Origin of the sequence: Parasediminibacterium paludis (assembly GCF_042651445.1) — a bacterium.
GTDB classification, from domain to species: domain Bacteria; phylum Bacteroidota; class Bacteroidia; order Chitinophagales; family Chitinophagaceae; genus Parasediminibacterium; species Parasediminibacterium paludis.
In genome coordinates this window covers 1-20221 of sequence record NZ_JBHSDC010000018.1, presented here as the reverse complement: position 1 = coordinate 20221, position 20221 = coordinate 1, and the positions used below count along the sequence as shown (strand labels likewise).

Below are 20221 nucleotides of genomic sequence, written 5' to 3'. Positions count from 1 at the left end.
ACTTTATTTTTTTCTGTAAATTAATCAGTAGAAATATTATTTTACGAAAGCATAGATCAAGAAGGTCACTGTTTAAAAATATTACCCACAATCTGTGCATATCAAAAACTTTTGTATCTATTGAATTAAATTAAATTTGATAAAAAGCAAAAGCAGCTTGTAACAACAATTCGTAACCATTAAAATTTAGCGCATTGACAGAAACAATCATTAGTCTTAATTCGGTAAATCCGATAGAATTTTTTGGTGTGAACAATGGCAAATTGGACAAACTAAAAAAGAAATTTCCTTTGCTCAAAATCTTATCGCGAGGTACGCAAATAAAAATTAGCGGCGCACCAGAACAGATAGATACTGCCAAAGAAAAGATAGATTTAATTATTCAATACCTTGAACGTAACGGCCATTTAAGCGAGAATTACTTCGAACAAATTCTTGGTGGTGATGATGTGGAAACCATTGACAATTTTGTAGAACGTAATCCTAACGATATCTTAGTTTTTGGGCCTAATGGCAAAACGGTAAGAGCCAGAACAGCTAACCAAAAGAAAATGGTTCAGGCTTGCGATACCAACGATATTGTTTTTGCGATTGGCCCAGCCGGTACAGGTAAAACTTATACTGCTGTTGCATTAGCGGTAAGAGCATTGAAAAATAAAGTGGTAAAAAAGATTATTCTTACAAGGCCGGCTGTGGAAGCAGGCGAAAGTTTGGGCTTTTTACCTGGTGATTTGAAAGAAAAAATTGATCCGTATTTACGCCCTTTGTACGATGCCTTAGACGACATGATTCCTGCAGATAAGTTGGGTTATTATATGAGTACTAGAACCATTGAAATTGCGCCTTTGGCCTACATGCGTGGTAGAACTTTGGATAATGCGTTTATTATCCTTGATGAATCGCAGAACACCAATGATTTGCAAATAAAAATGTTCTTAACGCGTATTGGTCCTAACGCGAAAGCCATTATTACTGGGGATCCTACGCAAATTGATTTACCTCGTAACCAGCGAAGCGGTTTGGAAAAAGCCTCTCGCATATTACGAAATATTGAAGGTATTGCACACATTGAATTAGATGGTGAAGATGTTGTAAGACACAGATTGGTTAAAGCTATTATCAAAGCTTACGATAAAGACCAAGACAATGATGACAGAAGTGGTTATCACCGTTAAAGCAATCACATTTTTTTATAAAAAGGCAGTTGTAGGACTGCCTTTTTATTTGCAATAGCACGAAAATTAAATATCATGAATAAATAATTGGTTATAAATACCAAGTAGAATAATTTTTGCGGCTTTATTTCGTTAGATGTTTAAGTAATTTCAACCGTTGGTTTAGTTGAACCAAAAAATTTTTTGTACTCATGAAAAAAATAGCAATCCTCACAGTCTTCATTGCATCAGCATTTGCTGCTAGCGCACAGGTAAAAAAGCCCGCACCTAAAACCAAAAAGGTATTAACAACTTATAAACCAAGAACTTATAAAACACCAGCAACTGGTAATTCAGTCACTTCACCTTCCACATTTCCAAATACTAATCCTGAGCCTAAAAATGTGGTGTATCAGTACATTGATACGGCTTTTCCCAATAGTGAAAATCAATTTCCGATGGTAGGCAATATTGGTATTGGAACAAAAACACCACAAGCTGCACTAGAAATTAAACGCAATGCTGGTGATACGAGACGTAAAAACATATTATTACAATTAAGCAACAGTTGGTCGCCAAATGGTCAAAACGAACCTACTGTTATGTTTTCTAATGGCGACTTAAGCGATCCCAAAAATGTAAGCTATTGGACAGTAGGCGCTAGAGTTTCCGGCGACAACACGATTAAATCGCCACAAACATTTAAAATTTGTTATAAAGCCCCAGGTATAGATTTGGATCAAGAAGTATTTTCAATAGACAGTTATCATGGCAAAGTAAAAATTGGTGATGTAAATACCAATTATGATGGTTATAAATTATTTGTTGAAGAAGGTATTTTAACTGAAAAAGTAAAAGTTGCCATTAAAAATTCTGAAGATTGGTTTGATAACGTATTTGAATCAAACTATAAGCTCATGAATATTTACGACTTAGATGGTTTCATTAAAAAATACAAACATTTACCAGATATGCCTACCACAGAGGATGTAACAACCAGTGGTCTTGACTTAGGCAAAATGAATGGTTTGTTATTAAAAAAAGTAGAAGAGTTAACTTTATATATGATTGACTTAAAAAAACAACTAGACGACACAAAGAAAATGGTAGACGAATTAAAGAAACAACAGCATTAAAAAGTCTAGTATTTTATAAACAGCCTTGCAATATTGCGAGGCTGTTTTGTTTAGGATAAAATGCGCAAGAATCGGATTTTATGGTGCTTATAGGCTAGTTACATTTGTGCTATAAATAATTTTCATGACAGAATCGAAGACATTACAATATAGCAAAATAGCAGACGCTATTAATTATATCAAAACAAATTTTCAAACGCAACCAAGCCTTGATGATATAGCGGCAAGTGTACATTTAAGTCCCTTTCATTTTCAACGATTATTTACTGAATGGGCAGGTGTAAGCCCCAAAAAGTTTTTGCAATATATTAGTATACAACACGCCAAAAGTTTATTACAGAAGCCAACTGCTACCCTATTTGACACCGCTGCTGAGACTGGTTTTTCAAGCAGTAGCAGATTGCACGATTTATTTGTGAATATAGAAGGCATGACACCCGGCGAATACAAGAATGGTGGCGAACATTTGCAAATAAAATACAGCTTTGCAAACACAATGTTTGGTGATATCATAATAGCCGCAACAGAAAAAGGTGTTTGCTATATTGCTTTTATTGAAGATAACGCTGTTGGTTTTACTGACTTGCAATCACATTTTCCAAAAGCCAATTTTATAGAACAAAAAAACGAATTACAAGAACAAGCATTGCATATTTTTTCACGAAATTGGACCGATTTGCAAGAGATAAAATTACATCTTAAAGGGACCGATTTCCAAATTAAAGTTTGGGAAGCCCTTCTTAAAATTCCGATGGGGCAGCTAATAACGTATGGTGATATTGCCAATACTATTAATAGTCCAAAAGCTTCAAGAGCTGTAGGTACGGCTATTGGTAGTAATCCTGTAGCGTTTTTAATTCCTTGCCATAGAGTGATACAAGCAACTGGTAATATTGGTGGTTATATGTGGGGAACAACGCGTAAAACTGCCATCATTGGCTGGGAAGCAGCAACAATTTTTCAGTAATGGTAGAACATTGTAACCAAACAGATGTAACTATAAGGCAACTTATAAGGCGCAGAAAAATTTGCTTTGGCGGTAATAAACAACTTAAAATATATGGCAAGCTAAATTGCAAATCGGGAAAGCGTTTAAAAAGAAACAATCGTGTATTTTTTGTATCAGAACATCCTGCAATACAAAATGGTTATAAACCTTGCGGTCATTGCCTTAAAGCAGCTTATCAACTTTGGAAAAATGGATTTATTTAATCAACTACCACAACAAGATACTAACCTTTTACCTTATGATGGCATTGTAAAGTATTTTGGCAAATTGCTGCCACTAAACGAAGCCAATGATTATTTAGAAGCATTATTAACAACTATTGAATGGCGCAATGATGAAGCTATCATGTTTGGGAAACGTATTATCACTAAACGAAAAGTGGCTTGGTATGGCGATACTGATTTTGAATATAAATACTCAAATGTGACCAAGCAAGCATTGCCTTGGACTGATGAACTTAAAGCGCTTAAACAACTATCAGAGCTCAGTACTGGTGAGACTTATAACTCTTGCCTATTAAATTTATATCATACAGGTGAGGAAGGTATGGCTTGGCACAGTGATGCTGAAACGGATTTAAAAAAAGACGGAGCTATTGCATCGTTAAGTTTTGGTGCCGAAAGAAAATTTGCCTTTAAACATAAACAAACACAGGAAACGGTTTCGATAATGCTCCAGCACGGTAGCTTATTGTTAATGGCTGGCACTACACAAACACATTGGTTGCACCGCTTACCACCAACTACCAAAATACAAACCCCAAGAGTAAACTTAACGTTTAGAACTATTGTAAATAAAAGCTAGTTTTACTATGTAAATAAATACCAGAAACCAACACATGTCACATAGTTCTTTTGACGACCAAACCTATACCAATATTGACTTTACGAAGAATGGCTTACCTGAAGGTGAATACAATAATTGCACCTTTGAAAACTGCAATTTAGAAAGCATAAATTTAAATAACCGACAATTTTCTGAATGTATTTTTACGAATTGCAACCTTAGTAATGCATCAATAGAACAAGCTGCATTTAGAGCTGTAAGGCTTAATGACTGTAAGCTTTTAGGCTTACGCTTTGATACTTGCAATCATTTTATTTTCTCGGTTGGGTTTACTAATTGTTTACTAAATCTTACTTCATTCTACAAATGCAAAATGAAAAAAACTATATTCAGAAATTGTAGCCTTCAAGAAGTAGATTTTGTAGAAGCAGATTTAACCCAAGCAGTATTTGACAATTGCGATTTAAGCAGCGCCATATTTGGTAATACCATACTTGAGAAAGCAGATTTCACCACCGCTTATAATTTTACTATTAATCCTGCAAACAATCGCATTAAAAAAGCAAAATTTGCTACGGCTAGCCTTGCAGGCTTATTGAGTAGTTATGATATTGTGATTGTGTAAATGCTGTCAACAATTTGATATTGCTTATTTTCATTGCTTTAACTATTTGCCATGCAACCAATTTCTAACTTATTATGAAACTATTCGTATTATCACTTACATTACTTTTAGCTGCTTCTACACAAGCACAAGAAAAAAAAGTAGCACCTACATCAAATCAATTGTACAACACCATTCGTACACAAGACAGCCTATTTTTTGCCGCTTTTAATGCACAACACCTAGCTTTAATGAAAACCTTTTTCTCCCCATCATTAGAATGGTTTCAAGATAATGGCGGATTGATTAATTATGATACCGTATTCATAAATTTCGCCCAAATGTATACAAGGCCGTACAAGCTTACACGCACTTTAATCGAAGGCAGTTTAGAAGTGCATCCTATTAAAGATTATGGCGCTATAGAAATAGGTACGCACCAATTTGAACACATAGAAAACGGCAAACTTGAAATAGGCACGTTTAAATTTCTGATGATCTGGAAAGAAACCAATGGCAATGGCAGATTACCAAAGTGGTAAGTTACGACCATTAATCTAGTTGATAAAATATATTGGTTAAACAAATCGGACGTAGCAATTGCTACGTCCGATTTGTTTAATTTAAATTGTAAATATCAAATTAATTTCCTAGCCCCCAATCTCTACCTTTCATCACTGCAGGAACGCCTTCTGTTAGCCATTTGGTAGGTTTCTCGCCTTTTAATAGCCAATCAAAGTACTGCTGTTCACGTATTTGCAAGTCTTTACGATTGCGTCTTTCTACTAGGTTGTGCGCTTCGCCATTATACACTAGTAACCATACAGGTTTGTTCAATCTACGCATAGCTGTAAAGTACTCAATACCTTGATACCAAGGCACTGCACCATCTGCATCGTTGCTCATAATTACCAAAGGTGTTTTTACTTTTGGTAAATGGAACAATGGTGAGTTTTCTATGTACAGTTCTGGTTTTTCCCAAATGGTAGCACCTATACGGCTTTGTGTTTTCTCGTATTGAAATTGACGTGTAACGCCGCTTTCCCATCTAATACCACCGTAAGCACTAAACATATTTACCACTGGTGCACCTGCCCAAGCTGCTGCATATAAGTTAGTTTGTGTAATCACATAAGCAGTTTGATAGCCACCCCAGCTTTGCCCTTGAATACCAATTTTAGTGCTATCTACAAAGCCTGCTTTTACTACCGCTCTTGTACCACTTACGATATAGTCAAAAGCGCTTTTACCAGGATGGCCTATTTTGTACCAAATATCTGGCACCAAAACAATGTAGCCACGGCTTACAAAAAATGGAATATTTAATGCAGACGCAGTAGGTGCTGGCGAACGGTAATTGTGTAAGGTTTCATTATTACGCTCATAGAAGTACACAATCATTGGGTACTTTTTCTTAGGGTCAAAATCTTCTGGTTTGTACAATACACCTTCAGTTTCTTTGCCAGTATAAGCTTTCCATTTAAACAGTTCTGATGTACCCCAATTGTAATTGGCTTGCTGCGGATTGGTATTAGATAATTTCACTTCATCTGCACCGTTTATTTTACGCACATACAAATTAGGTGAAGTTTCAAATGTTTCTTTGGTAAAAGCTAGAAGGTTAGCATCTTTTGCTTTTAAAATGCCGCTGTTACCGCCAAAACCAGCAGTACCAAGCGCTACAGGTTCTTTAAAAATAGTGGTTGGGCTAATTTTATTTTTTAGGTTCAACTGTGCCAAGCCTGCACTTTTATCTTTTTCATCAAATAATCTAAACAGCAGCAAACCATCGTTTTTAATAAACTTTTCATCTGCATCAACACTTGCATGGCGATGTACAATTTTATTATATCGTCCGAAGGTAAAAGGAATACTTCTTTCAGTACCTTCTGTAGCTACTTTCCATACATCGTAATGGTCGTTAATCAATACATATTTATCCCCTTCCATCCATTTGGCTATACCATAAGGATTTGGATCATCTGGTACATCATTCTCCTCATCATACAATGGATATTTTATATCGGTAGCTACTGCATATAACTTTTGAGTAGCGCTATTGTACATGGTATATGCTTTCTTTTTATCCTCGTATATCAATAGAAATTTACCAGTATACGATGGATACACATTGCCTTTAAAATTGGCTAAAATCAATTTACGTTCTCCTGTAATGGGGTTAACATTATACAAATCGCTAAACGTGCTGCCCTGCCATTGGCGAGCAATTCGCCTACCAAAATCTGTGCTAGTGTAAAATACCTCACCGTCGCCATCTAAAGTTTGTTGTACTCGCGGAAACTTGTCATCTGCCAAAGGCACAATACTATTACTTTCAAAATCGTAGCGGGCCAAATAGCTTTTTCGAGTGTCTGCTTCTACATTTTTTAGTTGCACCGTCATTAAATCATCATCATGATAATTCCATACGTCTACCCCTGCCCTTTCAAATTCTGGCAATGTTGTATCTTTTGATGGTAATATTACCGATGTACCAATGAACAAACGTTTACCGCTTTTACTAAAGTCTATTGATGCAAACTCGCTAATGGTATGCTTTGCTGGCACACCTTTGGTACTTCTATCGGCTAATAATTTGGCACTATCTAAACCTGCTTTGTAGTAATATAATTTATAAAATTTCTGCGATTCTTTTTTAGCACTATCTCTTTCTGCCACAAAGGCAAGCTGCTTACCTGCATCATCAAACGTAAAAGATTTGGCATCGTTAAAAGCTTTTAATACCGTATCAATTTGTTTAGTATTGGTACTTAATTGCAACACAAATGCTTTATTGTTGACATCGCTATTTTTCTTGGTCGTTTTTATGACTGCGACATTACCTGTTTTGCTGATCACATAATCATTTACCAACATCAAAGATGTTTTTTGGCCTTCGGCTAAATATTTTACCACTAGTTCCGTTCCTTCTTCACCATCGTTACTAGCGCCTGCACCGCTTCTTGCTCCACCTCTTCTAGTAGGGTTAGGTGCAGCGGCCGTCGCTTCAGTTTTTACACTATCGGTAAATTTTGGCTTAGTCGTATCAGCGGTTGGTTTTTCTAATAAATATAGCAATACATTACTGGCTTTTTCTGGTAGTTTATAGCTTTTTACAGCTGGTATTTTCTCTATTGTAGAAGTTGTAAGGTCTACAATAGCCAAACTATCTTTTGGCGTATCAGCAGCCACTTTTTTAGCAATTTTTGCTGCGCGAGTTTGAGTAAATGTTGGCTTTATTTTAAATATTACATACTTATTATCTTCTGTAATTCGTGCATTATAGCCACGTTCTACTTCAAATAGTTTTTTACCGTTTGTAAGTTGAATCACCAAAGTGGCATCGCCTTCTTGCGGGGTAACTGTGTACACCACCAACTTACCATCGTTGCTAATTAATTTCTCTGCCAAGGTTTGCCATCCATCATATACTGAATGGTCGAGAGGTTTCTTTTGTGCTAAAAGCCCTTTTGCAACAAGCATTATCAAAAACAATACGTAGATCTTCTTCATAAGCGTCAATTAAGTTTTGGCTAAAATATCTAAAAAATAAACGAATGCTCGCAAAGAATGCTTTTTTATTATGAACGGAGCGTTATATTACATCCTTATGTGAATGTCTTGTTTTTGGGCACAACTATTGCTGAGTCAATAACTTATTCTATAATAGCAAAGACACAAACCTTCTATGAAAAAGCACTTATTATTGCTAACAGCAATTATAATGGTTGGAAGTATTACGGCAACGTTAAACGCACAATCTGTTAAAGATAGCTGGTATGGCATTGGCGTTGCAGAAGTGCCCAACGAGACAAATAATTACCTTGGCGAACTAATTTTGAATGAAAAAAATGGTAAGGTCACTGGTATTTTTAACTACTATTTTAGGGATAGTTTATTTACCAATAAAGTAGAAGGAAAGTTTGATAAGGTGAGCAATCAACTATTGCTAACAAAACAAAATATCATTTTTCATCGCTCTTACGATACTAAAACTGGTGTAGATTGTCCCATGTATGCACAAATGACTTTACGCAATTCAAGAGTTGAAAGCGTACTAAAAGGCATGTTATATGCCGATAATGAGCATCAATTTACTTGCCCAGTTATTAACTTTAATTTTAAGCGAATTAAAGATATAGCACCGCCACCACCTACTCCAAAAAAACAATCTTATACTATATTACCTAAAAAAAATAAAGAAGCAACTGTAATACTTCCTCGCCCATCATCGATAGCAATAAAATCAGATACTGCCGTAGTTACAAAAAAAGCACCAGCTGCAATTGATCCAAAACAACTATTATATAGCAATCGACAAAAAGTGTATACACAAGAACTTGATATTGAAAGCAGTAGTGTTCGTATAGAATTGTATGATAATGGAGAAATAGACTACGATTCTGTATCGCTTTACCTTAACGATAAATTGGTACTTGGTTCTACTATGCTTAAACACAGTGCTATTACCATTACTTTGCCACTTAGCGACAGCCTAGAATACAACGAGCTAAGCATGTTTGCCGATAATCTTGGTTTAATACCACCGAATACAGCCGCCTTAATTTTATACGATGGTAAAATAAGACACGAGATAATGATGACGAGCGATCTTAATAGAAATGCTACCATCAAACTGAGAAGAAAGAAAAAGCCATAACGCCAATTTTTTTTTCCTTTTATAAAATTATAAGCACCTGATTGCGAATTTATGTGCACATTCAATTAGATTACTTTACCAATACTAACACTGTTTTTTATGAAACCAACTCTTTTACTGCTTGCGATAGTCGCATGCCTTGCATTACTTATACAACAAGCCCATGCACAAAACAATGAATCGGTTTTATACCTGCAAACAAGTGAGGTAAATAATTTAATGGTACAGTATGATGCAGATAAGAACAGCATTACACGCTTTTACACCATTAAAAATTCGCCTGAAAGGCGCACACGCTTACAACAACTACATAACGAATATTTATCAGAACTAGCCAAACTTAATTTTGATAAATTACCCGTAGGCAGCCGCGTAGATTATATTCTTTTTAAAAGAAACCTACGAAACGAGCTTAGACTACTAGATATTGAGGCGAAAGAATACCAGCAAATTGCCCAATGGATACCTTTTGCAGATACCATTTATGCCATAGAAAAGCCACGCAGACGCGGCGCTGCCGTAAATGCTCAACAACTCGCACTTACCCTTTCAAATATTCAGCAGCAAACAAATACCCTGCTAAAACAGCTATCAAAAGATACAGCAATGACCATCGCTTTAAGCAACCGCGCTAGTACTACCGTAAGGGCTTTGCAAGGTGCTTTAAAAAGTGTGTTCGACTTTTACAATGGCTATGATCCTCAATTTACTTGGTGGATACCGATGCCTTACAAGGCCACTGATAGCCTGCTAAACATTTACGCTAATATGCTAGCCATCAAAGGCAAAGCCAATAGTGCACAAAAAGATGATGGTAGCGGTATTGTGGGCAACCCAATAGGTAGAGATGAAATATTGCAACAACTGCATTACGAAATGATACCTTACACACCTGAGGAATTAATTGAAATTGCCAATAAAGAATTTGCTTGGTGTGAAAAAGAACTATTAAAAGCTAGCCAAGCCATGGGCTATGGCAACGATTGGCATGCCGCACAAGAAAAAGTAAAAAATACCTACGTACCTGCTGGCGAACAACCGCAAGCGGTGATGAAGCTATACAATGAATCGGTAGCTTTTTTAAAAGACCACCATTTAGTAACCATTCCACCATTAGCAGAAGAAGATTGGCCAATGAATATGCTGTCGCCAGAACGGCAGCAGTTTGCACCTTTCTTTCTAGGCGGCGAAAGCTTGCTAGTGGCTTACCCCACTAATACCATGAAAGAGGCAGATAGACTTATGGCGATGCGTGGTAACAACCCACATTTTTCTAGAGCAACTGTACACCACGAGCTAGTAGCAGGCCATCACTTGCAGTATTATATGAACAACCGCTACAAAGCTTACCGCAACTTCGATACACCATTTTGGACAGAAGGTAATGCTGTGTATTGGGAATTTTTATTGTGGGATTTAAACTTTCCGCAATCGCCTGAAGATAAAATAGGCATGTTGTTTTGGCGTATGCACCGCTGTGCAAGAATTATCTTCTCGCTGAATTATCATTTAGGTAAATGGACACCGCAGCAATGCATCGACTTTTTGGTAGACCGTGTAGGCCACGAACGCGCCAATGCAGAAGGTGAAGTGAGACGTTCTTTTACAGGTGGTTACCCACCATTGTACCAAATAGGTTACATGATTGGCGCCTTTCAATTTTGGGCCTTGAAAAAAGAACTGGTAGACACTGGTAAAATGACCTACCAGCAATACCACGATGCCATACTACACGAAAACGCCATGCCAATAGAAATGCTTAGAGCGATATTGACAAACCAAACATTGACCAAAGACTTTGTTACTAGCTGGCAATTTTATGGGAAGTAGAAATTAATAGGCTTGAATAAGAACTTCTGTAGGAATATTTAGTTTGCTATGTAATTGTCTTATCATTTCAAGTGAGAGTTTTCTTTTTTTATTCAAAATCTCACTCGCTCTACTTTTTACACCAAAAATTGCGGCTAAGTCAGATTGCGAATAATCTAGTTGCTCCATCCTAAATTTAATGGCTTCAACTGGATCAGGCAAGGCAATTGGAAAATGTTCTTTTTCGTAAGTGTCAATTAGGATACCTAAAATTTCTAATTCATCACCTTCGTTAGAACCAAGTTTTGCATCAAAAATTATTTCAAGGCGCAGTAATGCTTCTTGATAATCGGCTTCGGTTTTTATTGGTTTAATAGTCATTGTTTAAATTATTTTAGCATTTATTTTATCGTATTCTGCATGTGTACCAACAAATCGTATCCACACCATTTCATAATCATAATTAATTTTTACTATTAAGCGGTAATGATTGCCTTTGATGTTAAAAACTACTCGACTATCTGGTAAAATACTAGCACTTGGGTAATCTATCTTTATATCATTCGGGTTTTTCCAATTAGCGTTTGAAGCTTCTTGATACCAAGCTTTCAGTTGTTGCTCACTATCAGCATGCGTTTCCCAAAAGTCTCTTAAAATTTTCTTAGCAATTACTCTCACTTATGAAATTTTGACAAAAGTAAGAAAAGTTCCCGAATTGGGAATTTCTAGTTTTCATCCAATAATAAGCCTTGTAATGCAAGACGTATTAAAAAAATATCATCAGATCCTTCGTTCCTCAGAATGACAAGCGATTACCCAAACAATTCAGGCTGCGCATTGTCTTCTTTTGGCAATTCTTCCCAGGTCATTTCAGCAGTTTTAGAATAGCCCATTAATTTGGCACCTACTGTTTTCCAGCCGGTTACCTCCATCATGCTTGCTATTTTAAACTTCACTTTATTTAGCGTTTGCCCCTTGCCTGTTTGCACTATCAATATTGGTTCTTGTATAGAAGTGGCTGCCATTAGCATATTGCCGTCGCCTTCTTTTATAAACAGGTATTTGTTTTTTAAAGTAGTGGCTTCTATTTTAAAGCGTTTCACGTTAAACTGTTCTTTCGCTTTGTCAAGGTACACGGCTGTAAATATGTTGTCGGGGTTAAAGCGCTCTATTAGTCGTATTTTCTCTGCATCAAAGCGCTGTGTGAGTTCTGTATCGGTAATTTCATAATGCCCATCGTGATACATTACTAGCACCTTATCGTCACCTTCAAACGTACCTAAATATTTACCTTTTTCATCTGTATTCAAGCGGCCAAACTGCTCATCAAACCACAGTTTTCTATCAGCCAAAGTGCTTCTTCCAGCTTCTTTAAATTTAATATTTTTTACAGGGTATTTAGTTACAATATTACCCTGACTACTTCTTGCTTTAATTTCTAGTTCTTCAAAGTAAAAGTCTAGTTCTTTAATTCTTGCTGTACAGTTAGGGCTTAGTACCACTTTTACTATTTCGGCTTCGCCATTAGGGTTGGCACTAAAATAATGCACTTTGCTTTTATCGCTGCCCTTGGTAAGGTCGTACTCCTTATCACGTGTAATACCGGTTACATTAAAGCGTTTCGCATAGCTTACACCGCTTGCAGCATCAAGGTAAATCATGTTGTATGTGGTACGTTCATCGTTCTTTTTAAAGATGGCAATATGAATAATATCCTTACCTACAAACACTTTGTCGCCCACTTTTACCACCTTCATGATACCACGTTTGGTAAAGATGATAATGTCGTCTATATCGCTACAGTCAAACAAAAATTCCTCTTTCTTCAAACTTGTACCTATAAAGCCGTCTTCTCTGTTTACATATAGCTTAGTGTTAGCAATAGCTACTTGTTGCACACTAATGGTATCAAACAACTTAATTTCAGTTTTACGTTCTCTACCCTTGCCATATTTCTTCAACAAGTTTTCAAAATAAGCAATGGCAAATTCTGTTAGATGCGCTAAGTCGTACTCAACTTGTGCAATATCAGCTTCAATACCCTTAATTTGGTTAATCAAATCATCAATATCCAAACGGTAAATACGACGCACAGGTTTTTCTGTCAGCTTTAACACATCTTCTCTTGTAACGGGTCTTTTTAAGATAGACAGAAAAGGTATAAAAGCCGCTTCAATTGCTTGAATCACTTTCTCCCAACTTTCGTGTTTTTGTTCTAGTTCTTTATAAATCTTTTGCTCGAAGAAGATTTTTTCAAGCGATGTGGTGTGCCACTTATCGTTTAATTCGCCAAGCTTTATTTCAAGCTCACGATTTAGTAACTCTTTGGTATTATCTACCGATACGGTTAGCAATTCTTGCACGCCCACAAAGCGAGGTTTGTGGTTTTCAATAATACACGCATTGGGCGAAATACTTACCTCACAATCGGTAAACGCATATAAGGCATCAATGGTAATATCCGATGAAATACCCGGTGCAAGGTCTACCTGTACCTCTACGTTTTTACCTGTAAACTCAGTCAGCTTTTTAATCTTTATTTTACCCGCATCGTTGGCTTTGGTAATACTATCACACAATTGCGAAACCGTTACCCCATAAGGCACATCGCGGATAATCAAGCTCTTTTTATCTAGCTCTTCAATAATACAACGAACTTTCACCTTGCCACCACGTTTGCCCTCGTTATAGTTGCTCACATCTACCATACCGCCGGTTTGAAAATCAGGATAGAGTTCAAACTTGCGGCCTTTTAGATATTTAATAGCAGCTTCAATGACTTCGTAAAAATTGTGTGGTAAAATCTTGGTGCTTAAACCCACCGCAATACCATCTGCCCCTTGTGCCAATAGCAACGGAAACTTCATAGGCAGCGTTACAGGTTCTTGCTTTCTACCATCATAGCTTAACAGCCATTCGGTAGTTTTGGCGTTAAAAGCCACGTCTAAGGCAAACTTACTTAGCCTAGCTTCAATATACCTAGGTGCAGCCGCCACATCACCTGTTCTAATATCGCCCCAGTTACCTTGCGTATCTATTAGCAAGTCTTTCTGACCCATATTTACCAAAGCATCGCCAATACTCGCATCACCGTGTGGGTGGTACTGCATTGCCTGACCAATAATATTGGCTACCTTATTAAATCTGCCATCATCCATTTCCTTCATGGCATGCAGAATACGACGTTGCACAGGTTTTAAACCATCCTCAATAGCAGGCACGGCACGTTCTAGAATTACGTACGATGCGTAATCTAAAAACCAATTTTTATACTGCCCCTGTACACCACTTTCGTTCTCGTAAACCTTATTATCAATTTTGTCTTTTGCCATATTTGTCCATAATCCCTAAAGGGGGATTATTGTGTTATGTTATTAATCTATTTTTGTGACCAGCTTTTGTCTTCTAATTAAACATCGTTGCGTCGCACACTGCAACTGCTTATTTACCAATCAACTGTTTTCATACAACTCCAATGGCTGCCCATCAGGATCATTGAAAAATGCAAATCTTCTGCCTGTTGTTTCATCTATTCTTATATCTTGTACGTCTACTTTATTTGCTCTTAAATAATCTATCCATTCAGCCACATTATCTACTGCAAAAGCAAGATGCCGTAAACCTTTAGCTTCAGGAAAAGATGCTCTTGATTTAGTTTCAGGAAACGAAAACAACTCAATTTGGTATAAGCCATTTACAGCTAAGTCCAACTTGTACGAATCTCTTTCTGCCCTGTACAGTTCTCTAATAATTGTAAAGCCTAACAGCTCAGAATAAAAGCGTTTGCTTTGCTCATAATTACCCACGATAATAGCTATATGATGAATATTATTTATTTTCATTCTAAAATAACTGGTTTCAATTTTACACTAATTTCTTTCCATCCTTTTTCCCAATCACCTCCAATTTCTAAATCACCAAATTCTGCTAGCTTTCTTATTCGCCAAACCAAGAATACATCCCCTGTTTTAATCTTCGTTTTGTTAGCAATATTGCCCATTATTTTGCTCAACTTCTGCGGTTCAGCAGAAATCATGGTCAGTATTTCAGCATCATAGTAGTCATAGCCTTTGCTGACTATTTTTTTACCACCTTCAAGCAATCTTACACCACTATTTTCCCTGCATAATTTCAACCATTCATCGGGGTCTATTTCAAATTCGCTCAGCGTTATTGGTCTTGCCAATTTTTTAGCTTTTAAAAACTCTTTCGGCTGAATTTCACTTAACCAACTTGGATAAAAAATACCCCCCTTTTCATTAATAAAGGGCAAATTGTTCAAATACAACACTTGTATCCTTCCTTGAAAATCTTTCAACTGTGGCATTAACCAATAATAACCACATACATCATGTTGGTTTTGCCCCATCCAAATCCATACCTCAAGGCTTTCGTCTTCATTCAATTGCTTGATAAGATTAAACACCGTCATCTTATCATCTACCAAATCAATCTGATCAGTATAAGGCGAATATTGTAATGCATTTTGCCACCAATCTCTTCGTTGTTGATAGCCTTCTGTCTCGTAAATATTGGCAATTGGCCCTACTGCAAAATCATCTTTTATCTGTACTACTTCGCCTTCCAAACTACCATCTAACGCAATTGCTTGTTGTAATACAGCTACATCCGCCTCGTTAAAAACTATATGAATCATGCCCCTAGCCCCTAAAGGGGAATTTTAAAGTTTATGAATTATTAATTACCAATTACTAATTGTTAATTAATTTACTTCCTCCACCAAATCCATCTCAACCCTCAAATTATCTATGATAAAATCTTGACGCTGTGGTGTATTTTTACCCATATAATATTCTAACAAATGCTGAATATGGTCACCTTGTTCTAGAATCACTGGTTGTAATCGCATATCGCTAGTAATAAACCGTTCAAATTCACCAGGACTAATTTCACCCAAACCTTTAAAGCGTGTGGTTTCTGGTTTATTGCCAAGCTTTTTAGTAGCTGCTTGTTTTTCTGCTTCGTCATAACAATAAATAGTTTCTTGCTTATTACGTACTCTAAACAACGGCGTTTCTAAAATATATACATGACCACGCTTAATTAAATCGGGGAAAAACTGCAAAAAGAAGGTCATAATCAACAAGCGAATGTGCATACCATCCACATCGGCATCGGTTGCAATAACAACATTGTTGTAACGCAAGCCTTCCAAACCATCTTCGATGTTTAAAGCATGTTGTAGCAAGTTAAACTCTTCATTTTCATATACTACTTTTTTGGTTAATCCAAAGCAGTTTAAAGGCTTACCTCGCAAACTAAAAACCGCTTGTGTATCTACATTTCTAGCCTTGGTAATAGAACCACTCGCACTATCACCCTCGGTAATAAATACAGTGGTATTCTTTTGATTTAAAATAAAATCCTCTCTATTTTTTACTGGCGGTTCATCATTAAAATGAATACGACAATCACGCAATTTTTTATTGTGCAGATTAGCTTTTTTAGCACGTTCGTTGGCTAGTTTTCTTATGCCACTCAACTCTTTACGTTCCCGTTCGCTTTGCTCAATTCTTTTCTTGATGGCATCAGCAGTAGTTGGATTCTTATGCAAAAAATTATCCAACTCTTTGCTCAAAAACTCCTGCACAAAGTTCTTCATGCTTTTACCACCTTCACTCACATTTTGAGAACCTAATTTGGTTTTGGTTTGGCTCTCAAACACAGGCTCTTGAACCCTTACAGCTATTGCCGCAACAATACTTTGCCTTATATCAGCCGCTTCATAATCTTTCTTAAAAAAGTCACGTATGGTTTTTACATAAGCCTCTCTAAACGCTTGTTGGTGCGTACCACCTTGTGTGGTATACTGACCATTTACAAACGAAAATATATCTTCACCATAGTCACCATTATGGCTCACCGCTACTTCAATATCCTCACCTTTTAAGTGAATAATTGGGTAACGCAATTCATCCTCAGGCGTTTTGCGTTTCAATAAATCTAACAAGCCATTTTTACTTACATAGCGCTTGTTGTTAAACGTAATTACCAAGCCAGCATTTAAGTAACAATAGTTCCAAAGTTGGTTATCAATGTATTCATGCAAATAGTGATAATTTCTAAAAACCGTATCATCAGCAATAAACAATACCTCGGTACCATTTTCTTCTGTAGTAGGTACTTCGTTATGTTCTTTGGTTAAAATGCCACGTTCAAATTCAGCCGTTTTTGCCTTACCTTCTCTGTAAGCCGTTACTTTAAAATAACTACTCAAGGCATTTACCGCTTTTGTACCCACACCATTCAGGCCCACACTTTTTTGGAAGGCCTTACTGTCATATTTGGCCCCAGTATTTATTTTGCTCACTACATCTACCACTTTACCCAAAGGAATACCACGGCCATAGTCACGAATCGTCACCACTTTTTCCTTTAAAGTAATATCTACGTGCCTACCGAAACCCATCATGTGTTCGTCTATACAGTTGTCCATCACCTCTTTCATCAACACATAAATACCATCATCAGCCGCCGATCCGTCGCCCAATTTACCAATATACATACCCGGCCTTAAACGTATATGTTCACGCCAGTCGAGGCTTTTAATGTCACTCTCGTCGTAATTCGCTGCTTTTACTATTTCTGCCATATTCAGTCCATTGTCAATGGTCCACTTACCATTGTTTATTTAATTATGTTACCAGCTTTTGTGCTACTATTAAGCATCGTTGCGTCGCTCACTTGTACGCTTTGATACTTTATTGAGCATTGTCTGAACCATGATGGAACATGATTTTATTGATTATCTAGATTCAAAAATCTGTGCTCATCAGTTCAATCCGTGTCATCGGTGTTCCTATCACCACCAACCTCGCAAGAAACACTATTTCTTTAACAACAACAGTATCATTTTTTTAACAACTACCGAAACTTTGTGCATAAACCTTTTACTGTACACCATTTCATCACAATAATAAATTCTGCTACTTTTGCCACATCTAAAAAATGTATCACACTTTATTGCCTCAATAGGTTTTATACAAATTTTATTTACTTCTTTAGGCAATCATTATAAATTAATTGTTGAGTGATACATATAGAAACTAACTTATCTACTATTGCTGTATTAGCTGTAGAAAAACAATCTGAAAACGAGGCCTTCGGCAGTTTTTTACAATCTGTTGCTCATCCTGAACAAATTGATACATTGGTTTATTCTTTAAATAATACCATTTCGTCAAAAGTAGATTGTACCACTTGTGGCAACTGTTGCAAAACCTTAATGATTAATGTTACTGAAGAGGAGGCTGATAATTTAGCTACACATTTACAACAAACGAGAGCTCAATTTGACAGTACTTGTTTAGAAAAAGGCGGTAGCATGATGGTGATAAATACCATGCCTTGTCATTTTTTAAGCAACCAAAAATGCACCGTTTATGATTATCGCTTTGCCGGTTGTAGAGAGTTTCCTGCCTTGCATTTACCCAATTTTACCAAGCGCATATTTACCACGTTTATGCACTATAACCGCTGCCCTATTATTTACAATGTGGTAGAACAATTAAAAATTGAGATAGGCTTTATTGAAACTGTTATTACTGAAGCATACTATTAGCCTTGAAACGCTAATAGTTACTATTACAATGGCATTTTTGCTACTTCTATTTACAACAATGGCTGTGTGAATCGTTACAACGCCATTGTTAATAATTACATCGCCATTGCGACACATTACATTGCCATTGTGATAGTTAACATTGGCAATGTGTTCAAAAATATCCCAATGTATTTAAATACATTGGCAATGTAAATGCGTTTTTTTGAAAATTTTCTAATTTGGCGAGAACTTCTTAATGCTAAACAATGTAAAATTCGTTAGCATACTTCAACGCTGCGTTATCAGCGTTCCTATCCTAAAAAACTAAAACAAATTCTTAGGACACCAATCGCCATATTTATTACCAATCAAAAATCCTACTAATATTTCATGAGAACCCTGACTTACCGTCCTTAGATTAGAAGTATTGATGTCATATGAATAACCAATATTAATACTATTACTCAAGTTTACACCAAGCATTCCAGCAAAACCGTCTTGGTATCTAAAAGTACCGCCTACCCATAGTAAATCTTGATACTGCAATTTGGCATTTACATCTACCCCGAGCGGTAAAGGATTGATGTATCTAGCCATAACACTAGGCACTAACGTTAAATCATCACTTAAATACAAACGCATACCTGCTTGTAAAAACATATGTGGTATTAATCTACCATTATCTACTTGCACAGCAGTACCAGAAAATACCAAATTTTGAGGTACTATTTGTTGTACCGATACACCTACAAAATAATTTTTACTATACAACCACAATCCTGCGCTTATATCCGGTTTGATGGTATTTAAAGAACTACTCACATTTACGGCAGGGTCTACCGTAGTGTTTCCAAAATCCACCTTCGAATTATCAATACTCATTTGCGTAATGCCTGCACTCACACCAAACGATAAGTTCGTTTTACTGCTCAGGCTTAAATGGTAAGCGTACGAACCATAGGCTGCAAAACGATTTAGAGGCCCCGTCTTATCGTTTAAAATGGTAAACCCAACACCGTGATGCGGTTCTGGCTTTTGATAGGTTTCCCAATAGGCTTGTCCTCTTGGGTTGCCACCCTCTCTGTGAAAACTAGTTGGATTTTCACGTTCATCATACGCACTTTTAGATAACGGCGCATGAATGGTTAAATAGGTAGTTATTGGCGCACCTTCCAAGCCCACCCACTGCGCTCGGTGGCTCACTTTAATATCGGTATAGTTTTCAATACCTGCTACAGCAGGATTTATAATATAATTGTTTAGTATATATTGTGTATAATAAGGTCTTTGCTGCGCAAATGTTCCTGTTACCGCAAAAAGCAGCAACAAAACAATCAATCGTTGGTATAAAAAAGTCTTCATGAACTGCTAAGTTAATTGTTGTTACCTAATAATCGTGACACTACCACTCAGTATACCACGACCATTTTTTGGGTTGATGATGTAATAGTACGTGCCTACTGGCAATGGTACGCCGTTTAGCTTACCATCCCAAGCAT

The 20221-nt window shown here is 36.6% G+C and carries 18 protein-coding genes; 10 read left to right on the top strand and 8 right to left on the bottom strand.

Annotated elements, in window-relative coordinates; all coding sequences use genetic code 11:
• Positions 1–194 precede the first annotated feature (194 nt).
• The 7 genes from ACFOW1_RS09365 (at position 195) to ACFOW1_RS09335 (ending at position 5231) form a co-directional block, all read left to right on the top strand.
• Positions 195–1175 (top strand): PhoH family protein, encoded by a 981-nt coding sequence (locus tag ACFOW1_RS09365; protein ID WP_379013822.1) that lies wholly within the window; start codon positions 195–197, stop codon positions 1173–1175.
• Positions 1176–1366: 191 nt separating this feature from the next.
• Entirely contained in the window at positions 1367–2290 is a 924-nt protein-coding gene (locus ACFOW1_RS09360) for a hypothetical protein (protein ID WP_379013821.1), read from the top strand.
• Between the two features lie 124 nt (positions 2291–2414).
• Positions 2415–3257, top strand: a complete 843-nt coding sequence (locus tag ACFOW1_RS09355; protein ID WP_379013819.1) for a methylated-DNA--[protein]-cysteine S-methyltransferase — start codon at positions 2415–2417, stop codon at positions 3255–3257.
• Positions 3257–3502, top strand: coding sequence for an Ada metal-binding domain-containing protein (locus ACFOW1_RS09350; protein WP_379013818.1), 246 nt, complete (start codon positions 3257–3259; stop codon positions 3500–3502). Before ACFOW1_RS09355 ends, ACFOW1_RS09350 begins: the two co-directional genes overlap by 1 nt.
• Positions 3489–4103, top strand: a complete 615-nt coding sequence (locus ACFOW1_RS09345) for an alpha-ketoglutarate-dependent dioxygenase AlkB family protein (RefSeq protein WP_379013816.1) — start codon at positions 3489–3491, stop codon at positions 4101–4103. Before ACFOW1_RS09350 ends, ACFOW1_RS09345 begins: the two co-directional genes overlap by 14 nt.
• Positions 4104–4137: 34 nt before the next feature.
• Entirely contained in the window at positions 4138–4710 is a 573-nt protein-coding gene (locus tag ACFOW1_RS09340) for a pentapeptide repeat-containing protein (RefSeq protein WP_379013814.1), read from the top strand.
• 74 nt (positions 4711–4784) lie between these two features.
• A complete protein-coding gene (locus ACFOW1_RS09335; RefSeq protein WP_379013813.1) occupies positions 4785–5231 on the top strand; it encodes a nuclear transport factor 2 family protein in 447 nt (148 codons plus the stop codon).
• A 100-nt stretch (positions 5232–5331) separates the two neighbouring features.
• Here ACFOW1_RS09335 and ACFOW1_RS09330 read toward each other — a convergent pair whose 3' ends face one another.
• Positions 5332–8202, bottom strand: a complete 2871-nt coding sequence (locus ACFOW1_RS09330) for an alpha/beta hydrolase family protein (RefSeq protein WP_379013811.1) — start codon at positions 8200–8202, stop codon at positions 5332–5334.
• Positions 8203–8377: 175 nt separating this feature from the next.
• Here ACFOW1_RS09330 and ACFOW1_RS09325 point away from each other — a divergent pair, with 175 nt between their 5' ends.
• Positions 8378–9349: a hypothetical protein gene (locus ACFOW1_RS09325; protein WP_379013810.1), complete on the top strand. Its 972-nt coding sequence runs from the start codon at positions 8378–8380 to the stop codon at positions 9347–9349.
• Between the two features lie 99 nt (positions 9350–9448).
• Positions 9449–11179 (top strand): DUF885 family protein, encoded by a 1731-nt coding sequence (locus ACFOW1_RS09320; RefSeq protein WP_379013809.1) that lies wholly within the window; start codon positions 9449–9451, stop codon positions 11177–11179.
• A 3-nt stretch (positions 11180–11182) separates the two neighbouring features.
• Here ACFOW1_RS09320 and ACFOW1_RS09315 read toward each other — a convergent pair whose 3' ends face one another.
• The 6 genes from ACFOW1_RS09315 to ACFOW1_RS09290 all read right to left on the bottom strand — a co-directional run bounded on the left by ACFOW1_RS09315 (position 11183) and on the right by ACFOW1_RS09290 (position 17771).
• Entirely contained in the window at positions 11183–11539 is a 357-nt protein-coding gene (locus ACFOW1_RS09315) for a helix-turn-helix domain-containing protein (RefSeq protein ID WP_379013808.1), read from the bottom strand.
• Positions 11540–11542: 3 nt separating this feature from the next.
• A complete protein-coding gene (locus ACFOW1_RS09310; RefSeq protein ID WP_379013807.1) occupies positions 11543–11836 on the bottom strand; it encodes a type II toxin-antitoxin system HigB family toxin in 294 nt (97 codons plus the stop codon).
• Between the two features lie 134 nt (positions 11837–11970).
• Positions 11971–14490 carry a DNA gyrase/topoisomerase IV subunit A gene (locus ACFOW1_RS09305; protein ID WP_379013806.1) on the bottom strand — a complete coding sequence of 840 codons (2520 nt, stop codon included), beginning with the start codon at positions 14488–14490 and terminating at the stop codon, positions 11971–11973.
• Positions 14491–14610: 120 nt separating this feature from the next.
• Positions 14611–15000 (bottom strand): SMU1112c/YaeR family gloxylase I-like metalloprotein, encoded by a 390-nt coding sequence (gene gloA2, locus ACFOW1_RS09300; RefSeq protein ID WP_379013804.1) that lies wholly within the window; start codon positions 14998–15000, stop codon positions 14611–14613.
• Positions 14997–15815, bottom strand: a complete 819-nt coding sequence (locus ACFOW1_RS09295) for a DUF1835 domain-containing protein (protein ID WP_379013802.1) — start codon at positions 15813–15815, stop codon at positions 14997–14999. The genes gloA2 and ACFOW1_RS09295 overlap by 4 nt, the downstream gene beginning before the upstream one ends.
• Positions 15816–15881: 66 nt before the next feature.
• The gene (locus tag ACFOW1_RS09290) at positions 15882–17771 is read right to left on the bottom strand and encodes a DNA topoisomerase IV subunit B (protein ID WP_379013801.1); all 1890 of its coding nucleotides are present in this window, start codon (positions 17769–17771) and stop codon (positions 15882–15884) included.
• A gap of 438 nt (positions 17772–18209) precedes the next feature.
• Here ACFOW1_RS09290 and ACFOW1_RS09285 point away from each other — a divergent pair, with 438 nt between their 5' ends.
• Positions 18210–18740, top strand: coding sequence for a YkgJ family cysteine cluster protein (locus ACFOW1_RS09285; protein WP_379013800.1), 531 nt, complete (start codon positions 18210–18212; stop codon positions 18738–18740).
• Positions 18741–19046: 306 nt separating this feature from the next.
• Here the strand turns inward: ACFOW1_RS09285 and ACFOW1_RS09280 are convergent, their stop codons facing one another.
• Complete coding sequence (locus tag ACFOW1_RS09280) at positions 19047–20084, bottom strand: PorP/SprF family type IX secretion system membrane protein (RefSeq protein ID WP_379013798.1); 1038 nt, start codon at positions 20082–20084, stop codon at positions 19047–19049.
• Positions 20085–20221: the final 137 nt, after the last annotated feature.

Coding starts and splice junctions, on each gene's coding strand:
- ACFOW1_RS09360 (WP_379013821.1), top strand. CDS start 1,367: ATGAAAAAAATAGCAATCCTCACAGTCTTCATTGCATCAGCATTTGCT.
- ACFOW1_RS09355 (WP_379013819.1), top strand. CDS start 2,415: ATGACAGAATCGAAGACATTACAATATAGCAAAATAGCAGACGCTATT.
- ACFOW1_RS09350 (WP_379013818.1), top strand. CDS start 3,257: ATGGTAGAACATTGTAACCAAACAGATGTAACTATAAGGCAACTTATA.
- ACFOW1_RS09345 (WP_379013816.1), top strand. CDS start 3,489: ATGGATTTATTTAATCAACTACCACAACAAGATACTAACCTTTTACCT.
- ACFOW1_RS09340 (WP_379013814.1), top strand. CDS start 4,138: ATGTCACATAGTTCTTTTGACGACCAAACCTATACCAATATTGACTTT.
- ACFOW1_RS09335 (WP_379013813.1), top strand. CDS start 4,785: ATGAAACTATTCGTATTATCACTTACATTACTTTTAGCTGCTTCTACA.
- ACFOW1_RS09330 (WP_379013811.1), bottom strand. CDS start 8,202: ATGAAGAAGATCTACGTATTGTTTTTGATAATGCTTGTTGCAAAAGGG.
- ACFOW1_RS09325 (WP_379013810.1), top strand. CDS start 8,378: ATGAAAAAGCACTTATTATTGCTAACAGCAATTATAATGGTTGGAAGT.
- ACFOW1_RS09320 (WP_379013809.1), top strand. CDS start 9,449: ATGAAACCAACTCTTTTACTGCTTGCGATAGTCGCATGCCTTGCATTA.
- ACFOW1_RS09315 (WP_379013808.1), bottom strand. CDS start 11,539: ATGACTATTAAACCAATAAAAACCGAAGCCGATTATCAAGAAGCATTA.
- ACFOW1_RS09305 (WP_379013806.1), bottom strand. CDS start 14,490: ATGGCAAAAGACAAAATTGATAATAAGGTTTACGAGAACGAAAGTGGT.
- gloA2 (WP_379013804.1), bottom strand. CDS start 15,000: ATGAAAATAAATAATATTCATCATATAGCTATTATCGTGGGTAATTAT.
- ACFOW1_RS09295 (WP_379013802.1), bottom strand. CDS start 15,815: ATGATTCATATAGTTTTTAACGAGGCGGATGTAGCTGTATTACAACAA.
- ACFOW1_RS09290 (WP_379013801.1), bottom strand. CDS start 17,771: ATGGCAGAAATAGTAAAAGCAGCGAATTACGACGAGAGTGACATTAAA.
- ACFOW1_RS09280 (WP_379013798.1), bottom strand. CDS start 20,084: ATGAAGACTTTTTTATACCAACGATTGATTGTTTTGTTGCTGCTTTTT.